The organism is Halomarina halobia (genome assembly GCF_029338575.1).
Taxonomy (GTDB): domain Archaea; phylum Halobacteriota; class Halobacteria; order Halobacteriales; family Haloarculaceae; genus Halomarina; species Halomarina halobia.
This window is the reverse complement of record NZ_CP119993.1, coordinates 218,526-232,352: the sequence shown is the minus strand read 5'-3', so window position 1 is coordinate 232,352 and position 13,827 is coordinate 218,526. Positions and strand designations below refer to the sequence as shown.

The 13,827-nt window shown below is 69.0% G+C and carries 11 protein-coding genes; 4 read left to right on the top strand and 7 right to left on the bottom strand.

All coding sequences use genetic code 11. The features are described from left to right. Positions 1 to 44 precede the first annotated feature (44 nt). The 5 genes from P1K31_RS16615 to P1K31_RS16595 all read right to left on the bottom strand — a co-directional run bounded on the left by P1K31_RS16615 (position 45) and on the right by P1K31_RS16595 (position 5,844). Entirely contained in the window at positions 45 to 941 is an 897-nt protein-coding gene (locus tag P1K31_RS16615; protein ID WP_276306430.1) for an SDR family oxidoreductase, read from the bottom strand. 164 nt (positions 942 to 1,105) lie between these two features. Next, positions 1,106 to 2,461 (bottom strand): MmgE/PrpD family protein, encoded by a 1,356-nt coding sequence (locus P1K31_RS16610; RefSeq protein ID WP_276306429.1) that lies wholly within the window; start codon positions 2,459 to 2,461, stop codon positions 1,106 to 1,108. A gap of 349 nt (positions 2,462 to 2,810) precedes the next feature. Then, positions 2,811 to 3,581: an IclR family transcriptional regulator gene (locus P1K31_RS16605; RefSeq protein ID WP_276306428.1), complete on the bottom strand. Its 771-nt coding sequence runs from the start codon at positions 3,579 to 3,581 to the stop codon at positions 2,811 to 2,813. Positions 3,582 to 3,808: 227 nt separating this feature from the next. Next, complete coding sequence (gene scpC, locus P1K31_RS16600) at positions 3,809 to 5,251, bottom strand: succinyl-CoA:acetate CoA-transferase ScpC (protein WP_276306427.1); 1,443 nt, start codon at positions 5,249 to 5,251, stop codon at positions 3,809 to 3,811. Beyond that, positions 5,248 to 5,844 carry a MaoC family dehydratase gene (locus tag P1K31_RS16595; protein WP_276306426.1) on the bottom strand — a complete coding sequence of 199 codons (597 nt, stop codon included), beginning with the start codon at positions 5,842 to 5,844 and terminating at the stop codon, positions 5,248 to 5,250. Before P1K31_RS16595 ends, scpC begins: the two co-directional genes overlap by 4 nt. Positions 5,845 to 5,992: 148 nt before the next feature. Between P1K31_RS16595 and P1K31_RS16590 the strand changes: the two genes are divergently transcribed. Together P1K31_RS16590 and P1K31_RS16585 are read left to right on the top strand one after the other, a co-directional pair. Further along, complete coding sequence (locus P1K31_RS16590) at positions 5,993 to 6,748, top strand: citryl-CoA lyase (protein ID WP_276306425.1); 756 nt, start codon at positions 5,993 to 5,995, stop codon at positions 6,746 to 6,748. Then, positions 6,745 to 8,337: a class I adenylate-forming enzyme family protein gene (locus P1K31_RS16585; protein WP_276306424.1), complete on the top strand. Its 1,593-nt coding sequence runs from the start codon at positions 6,745 to 6,747 to the stop codon at positions 8,335 to 8,337. The genes P1K31_RS16590 and P1K31_RS16585 overlap by 4 nt, the downstream gene beginning before the upstream one ends. On the opposite strand, the gene P1K31_RS16580 is transcribed toward P1K31_RS16585, so the two are convergent. Next, entirely contained in the window at positions 8,334 to 9,479 is a 1,146-nt protein-coding gene (locus P1K31_RS16580; RefSeq protein WP_276306423.1) for an acyl-CoA dehydrogenase family protein, read from the bottom strand. The genes P1K31_RS16585 and P1K31_RS16580 overlap by 4 nt on opposite strands. Before the next feature lie 85 nt (positions 9,480 to 9,564). Continuing rightward, complete coding sequence (locus P1K31_RS16575; RefSeq protein WP_276306422.1) at positions 9,565 to 10,770, bottom strand: acyl-CoA dehydrogenase family protein; 1,206 nt, start codon at positions 10,768 to 10,770, stop codon at positions 9,565 to 9,567. Positions 10,771 to 10,851: 81 nt separating this feature from the next. Here P1K31_RS16575 and P1K31_RS16570 point away from each other — a divergent pair, with 81 nt between their 5' ends. Together P1K31_RS16570 and P1K31_RS16565 are read left to right on the top strand one after the other, a co-directional pair. Further along, entirely contained in the window at positions 10,852 to 12,474 is a 1,623-nt protein-coding gene (locus tag P1K31_RS16570) for a class I adenylate-forming enzyme family protein (RefSeq protein ID WP_276306421.1), read from the top strand. 78 nt (positions 12,475 to 12,552) lie between these two features. After that, complete coding sequence (locus P1K31_RS16565) at positions 12,553 to 13,827, top strand: ABC transporter substrate-binding protein (RefSeq protein WP_276306420.1); 1,275 nt, start codon at positions 12,553 to 12,555, stop codon at positions 13,825 to 13,827.

Sequence of the window (13,827 nt, the reverse complement as noted above, 5' to 3'; positions counted from 1 at the left end):
CCGATTCGCCGTTCGAGGTCCGCGAGGGGTTTCGACGGCAGCGGTCAGAACGCGTCTCCCGATTTGTCGAGGGGCAGTCCGCTCCCGATCTCGTCGGTGAACCGTTCTGCGAGGTCCTCGGGGGTCCACCCCCCGTTTTGATAGCCGAGGCGGACGACCTCCGGATCCGACACGAAACCGACCGCGTCGCCGGCCGCTCGGACGGTCCAGCCGTTGATCTCCGACGCCTCGTCGCTGAACATGTACGCGACGAGGGGGGCGACCTTCTCCGGTGGGAGCTCCTCCTCGGTGAACGGTCGCTGGTCGTCCGGGATGTCCTCGATCATCCGCGTGTAGGCGGTCGGCACCAGGGCGTTCACCCGAACGTTGTACCGTCCCAGTTCCTTCGCTGCCGCCCGCGTCAGGCCGAGTATGCCGGCCTTCGCCGCGGAGTAATTGGCCTGACCGACGTTTCCGAGCGCCGACCGACTCGACACCGAGAGGAACGACCGTCCGTCGTCGAGGTAGTCGTCGGTCTCTCGCGCGACCTCCCGCCAGTGAGCCGCGAGGCCTCTGAGGAGTGCGAAGTGGCCCCGCAGATGGACGTCGACCACGCTGTCCCACTCCTCGTCGCTCATCCGATACAGGATGGAGTCGTTGAGAATCCCGGCGAAGTTGACGGCGCCGTCGATCCGCCCGTGCTCCCGGACGGTGTCTCTCACCAACCCCTCTGTGTACTCCGTCGAACTGATATCGCCGAAGTGGGCCTCCCCGCGACCGCCCGCCGCTTCGACCGCCCTGACGGTCTCCTCGGCCGGTTCCGTGCTTTCACCGTCACCGTGGACGTCCGATCCGAGATCGTTGACGACGACCGTCGCACCGGCGGCACCGAGCTCGACCGCCGCACACCGGCCGAGACCGTGACCGCCGCCGGCCACGATGATCACCTTGTGGGACAACATCACTACTGCAGGACTTCCGGCGCCTAATAAACCCACTAGATTGGCTGGGGATCGCTTCGAGGGGTACGGGAGGGCGGCGCTCCCCCGTCGCAGGACGCCTCCGAGGTCCCCGACGCCGGGGACCGTGGCTAGCGCGGAGAGGGATGCGCCGCCGTCCCGGCCGCTCAGAGGACTTCGAGGACGCGCGCGACCGAGGATTGCCCGGAGAGGGCGTCGAGTCGCCGGTAGGCGGCGTCGGCGTCGATATCGGCGTCGGCGCGCGCGACGCACATGCGGAACTTCGCCGCCAGTTCCTCGTCGCTCAGGGGGTCCGACGGCGTTCCGGGGGGACGTTCCTGTGTCCGCTCGTACGTCTCGCCGCCGGTCGTCTCGATCGCGACGTTCGTGTGGTACGGTTCGTAGGCGAGGTCGGGGTCGACCTCGAAGACGACCCGCTCGCGGACGGCCTGGACCTCGGGGTTCCCTACCGAGTCGTCGTCGAACGCCTCGAGCCCGACGCGGTCGCGGACCGCGGCGGCGGCGACCGTATACGGCATCGAGAACTTCGCCTCCAGCCCGGAGGCGGGGTCGTCGTAGTGGAGCGCGTCGGCCGCTCCCTGTGAGGCGCGGACGCGGACGGACTCGACGTCGCGGGGGTCGACGCCGTGGGTGTCGACGAGGCGCTGGGTCGCGTACACGGCCGGGTGGGTGAAGTAACAGCAGGGGTACTTCTTGACCTGGATGCCGTCGCGGTCGAGCGCCCACCCCTCGCCGAGGCGGGCCATCGCGTCGGGGTGGACGCGTTCGCCGGCGTAGAGGTCGAGGAAACCGCGATCGGTGCCGAGCGCGCCGGCGGCGGCGGTGTGCCCCCGAGCGGCGAGGAGGGCGGCCGTCAGCCCGGAGCGAGCGGCGTGGCCCGCGTGCATCGGCTTGGTCGTCGTCCCGAAGTTCTTCTTCAGGCCCGCGGGCATCGACGCGGCCGCGTTCACCGCGTGACGTGCCGCCTCCTCCCCTACGTCGAGAAGGACGGCGCACGCCACGGCGGCACCGACGGTACCGAACGTCGCCGTCGCGTGCCACCCCCGCTCGTAGTGCTCCGGCAGGAGCGCGTCCGCGAGGTAACACTGCGCCTCGTAGCCCGCGACGTAGGCGGTGACCGCCCGTCGTCCCGAGAGGCCCTCGGCCTCCGCCAGCGCGAGGATCGGCGCGACCATCGGAACGCTCGGGTGCCACACGCCCCGGGTCACGTCGTCGAAGTCGAGGCCGTGGCCCGCGGTGCCGTTCGCGAACGCCGCGTCGGTGACCGACGCCCCACCCGGAACACCGATGAGCGAGGCGGGACCGCCGTCGCCGATCGCCCGGGTCGTCTCGACGGCGATAGCGCCGGCTCCCTCGACGGCCCCGGCGACGGTGACGCCCACCGTGTCGACGAACGCGCGCTCCGCACGCCGAACGAGTTCCGGGGGCAGATCGTCGTCGCCGATATCGGCTACGAAGGCGGCGAGCTCCTCGTCCGGGCTACGTGGTGATGTGGAACGCATACCTCGGGGTTCGCCTCGACCCTCATAATACCACCGTCGATTCGCCCCGCTTCTAGTGCCACACCCCCGCAGTCGTGTCTCCCAGACGAGGAGTGAAGCGAACGATGGCGAAAACGGCGTCCGACGGGGGGAGCAACCCCGCGGAACTCGCTCCCGCCCGGGCGGAGTTATTCGCGAGGGCGGAAACGGTATCGGGAGGGACGAACCGCGAATAAAACCCTTTAACGGCCTTTCGTAGCCAATACGGCGGCTCAAGGGGTGATTTCGCGGGGTCCGGCGTCGCGAACGGTCGGTCACCCCTCCGTCCGCCGAACTCGATCACAATCGTACCCTTGTTATCGCCCTTCCGCTACTCGTACATGATGTTCAGCTCGAGTTCGTTCGCCGTGCCGAGGAGGAGGTCCGGGAGTTCGTGATCCAGTCGATCGCCCTTCATTCGGTGGGTCGGCCCCGAGACGCTCAGGGCACCGATCACCCGTCCGTCGGGACCCGACACCGGAACCCCGACTGCCCGGATCCCCCGCGTGTTCTCCTGGTTGTTGACGCTGTAGCCCCGCTCGCGTATCTCCGCCAACTGGGCGAAGAGGTCCTCGCGCTCGGTGAGCGTCTGGTCGGTCAACTGTTCCAACCCGTGTTCGTCGAGGAGTCGCTCGACCGCCTCGTCGGACCACCGCGCGAGGATCGCCTTCCCGGCCGAGGTCGCGTGAAGCGGGATCCGTTTCCCCACGCCGGAGTCGGTGTGCACCGCGTGCGCGCCCGTCTCCAGGTGGACGTACACCCCCTGGCCGTGCTCCTCGACGATGAACTGCGCTCGCTCGGCGGTCTCCCGGGCGAGCTCCTCGACCTTGTCGCGCGCCAGGACGTACTCGCGTCTGCGGTCACGCGCGTGCTCGGACAGCTCGAGGAACCGGAGCCCGACGTGGTACTCGTGGCCCTCTCGCGTGATGTATCCGCAGCGATAGAGCGTGTTGAGGTGGCGGTGGACCGTGCTCTTGGCCATCCCGAGCTCCGCCGCGAGCTCCGTGATCCGCGCCCCCTCGCGTTCGCGGAGCGTTTCGACGATCGCGAACGCCGTTTCGGCCGATTTCACGACCGTATCGTTCGTATTTGCCGTTGTCATGGTGTATCATGACGTACGAGCCCGGAAGGATTAGTGTTTCGGTAGCTCGAACGCCGACGGTCGGCGGTTTCGGTCGCGCCCGAGGGTGGCCGAAACCGGGCGCCGATCGGCGGGACCGCCAGCTCTCCGGGGGAACGCGCGACGAGAATCCGTGAGGGAGTCGGTTTCGAGCGTCGACGACGAACGCCCTTCGGGGCGTGTCGCCGTTCCCCGATCGCTCTCCGGGGTCAGGCCCAGTCGAAGACGGTCTCCAGGTCGTGGGGCATGTGCCCGCCTCGCCCTCGCGCTCGATCGAGGTACGCGCGGAGCGCGGGGCGGTCGTCCGGGTGCGCACACTCCTCGACGAGCAGGTCGGCTCGCTCGCTCGGTCCGAGTCCGCGCAGGTCCGCGACGCCCCGCTCGGTGACGACGACGGAGACGTCGTGCTCCGTGTGGTCCACGTGCGGGACCATGGGAACGATCCGCGAGACGCCCTTCCCGCGCACCCTCGACGGGAGCGCCGTGACCGAGACGAGCGCGTTCCGGTTGAAGTCGCCGCTGCCGCCGACGCCGTTTAGAACCCTCGTCCCGCCGACGTGGGTCGAATTGACGTGCCCGTACAGGTCGACCTCGAGTGCGCTGTTGACCGCGACGACGCCCAGCCGCCGGATCACCTCGGGGCTGTTGGAGACGTCCGCCGGGCGCAGGACGATGCCGTCCGCGTACCGCTCTACGTCCTCGAACAGGCGGTCCTGGCCCTCCGCGGACAGCGCGAGCGAGGTCGCACTCGCCACGGAGAGCGTCCCGTCGTCGATCAGGTCGAGCAGGCTGTCCTGGATCACCTCGCCGTAGTACGCGACCGTTCGATCGCCGACGTCGACGCCGTCCAGTTCGCCCATCAGGGCGTTTCCGAGGCTGCCGACGCCGAACTGGAGGTTCACCGACGACGCGAACGCGGGATTGCGGGCGATCTCCGTCGCGAGGAACGCAGAGAGGTTCGCCGCGATCGCCCGGTCGGTCGACGAGGGGTCGCGGAACGCGTACGGCGAGTCGCGCCGATCCGTCTCGACGACCGAGACGAGCTTTTCCCGGGGGAACGAGATCCGCGACTCGCCGATCCGGGCGTTCGGTGCGGTCAGCGGTATCGGCTCGCGATTCGGCGGGCGGCCCGGTCGATAGACGTCGTGCAGTCTACGGAGCGAGAGCGGTTGCGCGCGATTGACCTCCACGATCAGCCGGTCGGCCGCCTCGACGAACGCCGGCGTGTGACCGATCGACGTCGACGGTATCAGCCAGTCCTCCCCGACGGCGAGCGCCTCCACGACCGCGACGTCGGGTGCGACCAGCCCCCCCGACACCACTTCGTCGCCCAGTCCGGCGATGTGGCGGTCCTGAAACGCGATCCGACGCGCGTTGACAGCCTCCCGGGCCGCCGGCCGGGCCTGATAGGGGAACCGACGCTCGATCGCGCCGGCCTCCACGAGTGCGGTGTCGATCTCGTCGCCGACGCTCCCCCCCGAGACCACGGTCAGCGATAGGGTCCGGCCGGTCGACTCGGCGAGTGCGAGCGGGACGGCCTTCGGGTACCCGACGCTCCCGAAGCCGCTGACGGCGAGCCGGCCGTCGTCGGGAACGCGCGCGGCGGCCGACGGCGCGTCCTCCACCGGGAGATCGACCGCCACTCGGTTCATCGCGCCCCCGTCTCGGAGGGCGTGCCGTCCGCGTCGCGCTCCTGCGTGCCGATCCCCTCGGGCCAGCCGGGGGGCTGGGCGGGCGAGGGCTGGGCGTGCGCGCGCTTGAGCACCATCGGCGTGCGTTCGAGCGAGAGCACCAGCGTGTCGTCCTGGTTGTACGCGCGCAGTTCGGTGGTGACGAGCCCGACGTGTTCGCGCGAGTCCGACTCGCGTTTCGCGAGCACCTCGCTCTCGGCGAAGAGCGTGTCGCCGTGAAAGACCGGCGCGTGGTGGCGCACCTCGTCGTAGCCGAGGTTCGCCGTCGCGTTCATCGAGACGTCGATCACGCTCATGCCGACCGCCAGCGCGATGACGAACGTGCCGTTGACCAACCGCTGGCCGAACTCGGTCTCGGCGGCGTACGCCTCGTTGAAGTGCATCGGGTTCACGTTCATCGTCACGTTCGTGAACCACACGTCGTCGGTCTCGGTGACGGTCCGGCCGTACGGGTGCTTGTACACGTCGCCCACCGCGAAGTCCTCGTAGTAACGCCCCTGCCAGCCGGCTCGGAGACGTCGCTCCGCCGACGGGGCTGTATCTCTATCTGACATTCGACACCTCGTACCACCGGTCGAGAGCGTACTAAGTGTTTCTGTGCGGTAGCACGTACCACGACCGCGGGACTCCCCACCCGAGGCACACTGAGGGGAGCTATCACCCACCAGTACGCTTATTATCGGTTCGCCGGAGAGGACAGGCATGAGCGACTACCAGACGGCGCTCTCGACGTACGACGCCGAATCGGTCACCGTTCGCGACCGCGACCTGACGAGCGAGATCATGGGCGAGCTGGACTTCGGCTCCACCACCTACCTCCTCCTGAAGGGGACCCCGCCGCGCGACGGCGAGGGGCGCCTCGTGAACGCGATGCTCGCGTCACTGATGGTCCACGGGGTGACGCCGCACGCGCTCGCGGCTCGGCTGACCTACCTGGCCGAACCGGAGTCGATCCAGGGGGCCGTCGCGAGCGGGCTACTCGGGGTCGGGACCCGGTACGTGGGTGCGATGCAGGAGTGCGCGGCGGTCCTGCAGGCCGCCGGTTCGGAGCCGGATCGGGAGTCGGCCGTCCGTGCGATCGTGAGCGAGTACGCCGAGCGCGGGGACCCGTTTCCGGGGATCGGACACCCGTTTCACAAACCGGTCGATCCGCGGGCGGAGCGCCTGTTCGCCCTCGCCGAGGAGGAGGGACTCGCGGGCGACCACGTCGCGCTCGTTCGGGACGTCCAGTCCGCGTTCGAGGAGCGAACGGGGAAGGAACTCCCGGTGAACGTCACCGGCGCCATCGCCGCCGTCTGCTCCGACATCGACCTCCCCCCGGAGGCCGCGCGGGGACTCGCCGTGATCAGCCGCGCGACGGGGCTCGTGGCGGAGGTCATCGAGGAGCAGTCCCGCCCGATCGCGGCGGACGTCTGGCACCGCACCCAGGAGCGGATGACGTACTCGGGGGATCGATGAGTTGGCCGACGACGCTGCCCGAAGTCCTCGGCAGGAGCGCCGAGGAGCACGGCGAGCGCGAGGCGATCGTCTGGGACGATCGGCGAATCACGTACGCGGATCTTCAGCGGCGCGTCGACCGGTTCGCCCGGGGGTTACTCGCGATGGGCGTCGGCCACGGCGACCGCGTGGGCGTCCTCGCGGAGAACCGCCCCGAGTGGTTCGTGGCGAACTACGCGGCCCAGCGGATCGGTGCCACCATGGTCGGGCTGAACACCTGGTACACCGCCGACGAGCTGTCGTACGCGCTCGCGGCGACCGACGTTTCGACGCTCGTGACGGTCGATTCGTTCCTCGACACCGACTACCGGAAGCTGCTTACCGCCGTCGCCCCCGAACTCGAGGGATGCGCCCCCGGCGCACTCGACTGCGAGCGCCTGCCGTACCTGCAGCGGGCGATCGTCGTCGGCGACGCCCCGGAGTGGGCGTTCCGCTGGTCGGACGTCCTCGACCGCGGGGAGTCGGTCGGCGAGGCCCGTCTGAGCGCCGCGACGGAGACCGTCAGGCCCGACGACGACGCGTACGTCCTGTTCTCCTCGGGGACGACGGGGCGGCCGAAGCCCATCGTCCTGCGCCACGACGGGCTGGCGACGAACCCCCGAAGCGTCGGCGCGCGGATGGGCGTGTCGGCGGACGACTGCGTCTGGCTCGCCGTTCCGCTGTTCTTCAGCTACGCGGCGTGCAACGCCTCGGTGACGGCGCTGTCTCACGGGGCGACGCTCGTCCTCCAGTCGGAGTTCGACGCCGACGCCGCGGTCGAACTCATCGCGGAGGAGCGGTGTACCGTCCTCTACGGGATGGGGAACATGTACCGGCGGCTCGAACGGTCCGACGGCGTCCGGGACGCCCTCGATTCGGTCCGCGTCGCCATGGCCATCGCCCCCCGCTCGCTCCGCGAACGGCTCGAAGCCCTCGGAGCGGACGTCGCGCTCACCGGGTACGGCCTCACGGAGGTCTGCGCCATCTGCGCCGTCACGGACCACGAAGCGCACGAGGAAGCCCGGCTCGGGACGGTCGGCCACCCGCTCGCGAACGTCGACGTTCGCGTGGTCGACCCCGATACGGACCGGGAGGTCCCGCCGGGCGACGAGGGCGAGATCCGCCTCCGGGCGCGGACCCTGTTCCGGGAGTACCGGACGATGCCCGAACGGACGCGGGCGGCGTTCGATCCGGCCGGCTACTTCCGGACGGGCGATCTGGGGCGGTTGACGCCCGCGGGCCGCCTCGTGTTCGAGGGGCGACTGAAGGACATCATCAAGACGGGGGGTATCAACGTCTCCCCGACGGAGGTCGAGAGCGTCATCGGCGATCACCCCGCCGTCGACGCGGTGACGGTGCTCGGACTCCCGCACGACGAACGGGACGAGGTCGTCGCCGCGGTCGTTCGCCCGGTCGAGGGGGAGACGCTCACCGCGGACGCGGTTCGCGAGCACTGCCGCGAACGCCTCTCGTCGTACAAGGTCCCGACCGTCGTCGAGTTCCGCTCGGACCCGTTCCCGCGGACGGCGACGGGGAAGGTTCGGAAGGACGTCGTCCGCGAATCGCTCTAGAACTCCAGTAGCGTCGGGACGCCCTCGCGCTTGATCGCGTCCGCGATCTGGTTCTTCTGGATCTCGTCGGTCCCGGCGCCGATGCGCCAGCCGCGGACGAAGCGGTAGAGGTACTCCAGGGGGTGCTCCCGCTGGTAGCCCGTCGCGCCGTGGACCTGGAGCGCCTCGCTGACGACCCGTTCGGCCATCTGGGCGGAGAAGAGGGTCGCGACGGAGGCGTCGAGCCGGTGGGGGACGCGGTCGTTCGCGACCCCGCGTTCCGCCGCCTGGTAGGCCAACGCGCGGGACGCCTCGAACTCCGTCGCCATCTCGGCCAGTTTCCACTCGATGCCCTGGAACGCCGCGATCGGCCGGCCGAACTGTTCGCGTCCCTTCGCGTAGGCGAGCGCCGCGTCGATGGCGTAGGCGACCATCCCGTTGGTCATCGCGGCGTTGCCGAGGCGCTCCCAGTTGAGCGCTCTGAGTTGCTCCTTGAACCCCTCGGCACCGCGGGTGAGGACGTTCTCCTCGGGGATGTGGACGTCGTCCATGAAGAAGTGGGTCTGGTGGTGCCCCGCCATGTTCGTGTAGTGTTCGTTGACGTCGACGCCGTCGGCGTCGAAGTCCATGACGACGGAGCCGAGCGAGTCGTCGGGGAACCGCGTCCAGACGACGGCCGCGCTCGACTCCGGGACGTCGCTCACCCATATCTTCTCCCCCGAGAGGTAGAGATCGCCGTCGTCCTCCTCGAGACGGGTGTTCATCGCGCCGACGTCGCTGCCGGCGTGCGGTTCGGAGATGGCGACCTGGAGCGCGTCCTCGCCGGCGACGACCGGCGGGAGGTAGCGCTCCTTGAGCGCCTCCGACCCGAACATCTCGATCGCGCGCGGTGCGAGCATCAACTGGGTGTTGAGCAGGTAGCCGGTGTCGGGACAGACGCGACCGACCGTCTCGATGAGCATCATCGCCTCCAGTTCGGTGAGCCCGCCGCCGCCGTACCTCTCGTCGAAGTTGATCCCGTAGAGGCCGCGCTCGGCGAGCGCCTTCGCGTTCTCCCAGGGAAGCTCCCCGTCCCACGTCCCCGCTTGGTCGGCGAACTCCGACTCCGCGAGGTCGCGGACGGTTCGCAGGACCATCCGCTGCTCGTCGGTCAATGAGACCATGGTACGCGCTGCGTGGGTGACGGGATAAATCCTTCCCCCGGGGGATCGGAGCCACGGGGAATCGACGCGGCCGGACGACGCGCGGTCAGTACGACCGGGGGAGACCGAGCACCTTCTCGCCGATGTAGTTGAGCACGAGTTGCTGGGTGATGGGAACGAGGCGGGTCAGCCGCGCCTCCCGGAAGTAGCGGTCGACGTCGTACTCCGTCGCGACGCCGAACCCGCCGTGGGTCTGGACGGCGGCGTCAGCCGCCTCGAAGGCGGCGTCGGCGGCGAGGAACTTCGCCATGTTCGCGTACGCGCCGAGATCGGCGTCGCGGTCGCTCGCGCTGGTGTCGGCCGCGGCGTAGGTGAGCTGTTTCGCGGCCTGGAGCCGTGCGAACGCCTCCGCGAGCGGGTGCTGGACGGCCTGGTTCTGCCCGATCGGGCGGCCGAACACCTCGCGCTCGTTGGCGTAGGCGACCCCGCGCTCTATGGCCAGCCGTCCGAGACCCAGACACTCGGCGGCGATGACGAGGCGCTCCTCGTTCAGGCCGTCGAGCACCTGGTAGAACCCGCGGCCCTCCTCGCCGATGAGCGCGGACGCCGGCAGCCGGAGCCCGTCGAAGTAGAGCTGGTAGGAGTGGACGAACTCGCTCGCGGACTTCTCGATCACGTCGTACTCGAGTGCGCCCTGCTCGACGGCGTCCGCGAGGTCGACGAGGAACATCGAGATGCCCCGGGTGCGCTTCTCGACCTCCTCCTTCGGGGTCGTCCGCGCGACGAGCACCGCGTAGTCGCTCACGTCGACGCGGGAGATCCAGATCTTCTGCCCGTCGACGACCCACTCGTCGCCCTCCCGACGCGCGAACGTCTCGATGCTCGTCGAGTCGGACCCCGCGTTCGGTTCGGTGAGACAGAACGTCTGGATCGCGGTCTCCCCCCGCGCGACGCGGGGTAGCAGGTCCTCCTTCATCGCGTCGCTGCCGTACTTCACCAGCGGGACGGTGTTGTAGATGCCGCCGTGGATGGCCTGGGCGGCGGCGAATCCGCCGCCCCCGGCGGCGATCTCCTCCATCATGACGACCGTCTCGGGCGTTCCCATCCCGGCGCCGCCGTACTCCTCGGGGACGAGCGCCCCCATCCACCCCTCCGCCGCGAGCGTGTCGACGAACTCGTGGGGGTACTCGCCGTTCGCGGACTTCTCGCGCCAGTACTCCCGGTCGTACTCGCTGCAGACGTCCCGGATGCTCTTTCTCACCAGCCGCTGGCTCTCAGAGAGCTCTAGACTCCCGTCTAACTGCTCGGGCATACACCCACCAACGAGGGGGGCGACAAAAACATTGCCGTTACCGCGGCGAAATCTTTTGGTCCCGCGCTCGAACGGGGAGGTATGCTCCGCTGGCCGGACGCGACCATCTACCAGGGACTGTCGGAGATAGCCACGCGAACGCCGGACGCCCCCGCGGTACTCTTCGACGGCGAGGAGACGACGTACGGGGAACTGATCGAGGAGGCGCGGGCCGTCGCGAACGGACTCTCCTCCCTCGGCGTCGGGCGCGGCGACACCGTCGCCGTCTGGTTGAGCAACCGACCGGAGTGGCTCGTCACCCAACTGGCGGCGTCGTATCTCGGTGCCGCGGTCGTCGCCGTCAACACCCGCTACCGGACGCACGAACTGGAATACATGCTCCGCGATTCGGGCTGTCGCGTGCTGGTCACCGAGGAGTCGTTCCTCGAAAAGGACTACCTGGGGATGCTCGCCTCGCTGCTGCCGGAACTCGAACGACGGTCGCCGGACGCGTTCTCGACCGACGAGTTTCCGAACCTGGAGGCGGTCGTCGCCCTGTCGCGCAACGACGATTACCCCGCCGTTCGGGCGTTCGAGGACGTGCGCCTCCCGGGTGAGACGCGCGCCGAGGGCCCCGCCGACGATCCGCTGGCGACCGCCTGCATCTTCTACACGTCCGGAACGACGGGGGAGCCGAAGGGCTGCCTCCAGACGAACCGCTCGCTCCTGAACCACTCCTACCAGGTCGGCGTCCACTTCGGCCTACGGGAGGACGACGTCGGACTCGGGGTCCTCCCGTTCTGCGGGATCTGGGGGTACAACGTGTTCATGAGCGCGCTCGCCCACGGCCTCCCGCTCGTCGTCCAGCCGTACTTCGACGCCGAACGAACGATCCGACTGATCGAGGCGCACGGCGTCACCTACTGCTCGGCGCTGGCGACCATGTACGTGCGGATGCTCGAGGACGAGGCGTTCGCCCCGGAGCGCGTCGCCACGCTCCGGCGCGGGGCGACCGGATTCATCAGCATGGGCTACGACGAGGCCGTCTTCGACCGCATCGAGGCGGCCGTCGGCTTTCCGCTCGTCCAACCGTACGGTCTCTCGGAGGCGAACAGTCAGGTGTTCGTCGGCGACCCCGAGGATCCGATCGAGCGCCGGAAGCGCGTCGGCGGGCCGATGGTCCACCCGGAGGAGGAGGACGCGAGGGTGGTCGACCCGGAGACCGGGGAGGAACTTCCGCCCGGCGAGAAGGGGGAGTTGCACCTCCGGGGGTACAACGTCATCTCCGGCTATCACGAGAAACCGGAGAAGACCGCCGAGGACATCGTCGACGGCTGGCTGCGGACCGGCGACCTCGTCACGTACGACGAGAAGGGGTATTTCTACTACCAGTCGCGGCTCGACGACGCGCTCCGGGTTCGCGGCTTCCTCGTCACCCCGCGGGACATCGAGTCGGCGATCGACGCCCACCCCGACGTGGCGCTCTCGCAGGTCGTCGGCGTCCCCCACCCTCGACACGGACAGGTTCCCGTCGCGTTCGTGCGCGCCGCGGCGGAGACGCTGGACGAGGCGGCGCTGGTCGACTATCTCGACGGTCGCGTCGCCGACTACAAGATCCCGGCGGCGATCAGGTTCGTCGACGAGTTCCCCCGGTCGGAGGGGCCACACGGGGAGAAGATCCGGAAGAACGAACTCCGTGATCAGGTGGCTGACCTGTTCGAATAACGTTCGAAGCGGGTCGCTCGACGGCGGGGACGGCGATAGTTTTATCACGTGTAGGTTTCACCTCTCACAGGAGAGACAATGACAGACAGGTCACGCAGGTCGTTCCTTCGACGCGGGAGCGCGGCTCTCGGTACCGCCGCGCTCGGGGGAATCGCGGGGTGCATGGACAACGTCGGGCTGGGCGGCGCTTCCGGGAGCGTGAAACTCGGGGCGATCAACCCGCTCTCCGGCCCCGCGTCGTTCTTCGGCGAACTGGCGACGGAGACCCAGAGCGCGTGGGCCGAGCGGGTGAACGAGGGCGGCGGTATCCAGGTCGGCGACGAACAGCGACAGGTCGACATCGTCGAGTACGACGACCAGTCGCAGAACAGCGAGGCCCGATCGGCCGCCCAGCGACTGGTTACCGCAGACGGGGTCTCGGCCATCCTCTCGTCCTGGCGATCGACCGGGGCGATCGCCATCAGCTCCATCGTCAACGAGAACCAGGTACCGACGTTCACGCACGGGTTCACGCCGGAGGTCAACACGCCCGACACCTACGTCCTGCGGCTGACGGTGAGCACGATCATGGACGCCTACCCGGCGCTCACGTACATCTCGGAGAGCAACGACATCGAGAATATCGGGGTGATCGCCGAGGAGGGGGACTGGGGCGACGACACGCTCGACCTGATGCGGTGGTGGTTTCGGGAGTCGGATCACGCGGGGGACTTCAAGAACCTCGGTCGGTTCAGCTTCGACCAGCAGGACTTCTCCTCGTTCATCACGCGGATCAAGCGGGAGCTCAACAACGGTAACATCGACGCGCTGTACGTCCAGACCTGGGCGAGCGCCATGGAGCGGTTCCTCATCCAGGCCAACCGGAACAACCTCAACGAGGCCCTGCCGATCTTCACCGGACTCGGCGGCGCGGACTACAACAACATCGGGAACGTGGGTGCCGGGATGGCGAACGTCCACGCGCTCGGGTTGTACACGCGACTGGACTACCGGGACGTCCCCGCCATCGAGGAGACCCTCTCGCAGGAGTCGCTCGATCAGTTCGACGCCTACCGGGAACTCGGCGCGCCCGAACACCCGACCGCGTACAACGTCTACGCGGACGCGCAGGCCACCCAGTTCGCGCTCGAACAGGCCGGCAGCACCGACGGCCAGGCGCTCCGGGATGCGCTCGTCGGGAACGAACTCACGACGATCCTCGGGACGGTCTCGATGAACGACCGCGGACAGCCCGCTATCCCCGGCGCACTCATCCGATTCGGGGCCGACGGGGACTCGGCGACCGTCGACGAGGTCGTCTGGGCCGATCAGATCCCTCCGCTGACGAGCATCCCGCCGGAGGAGGACATCTGA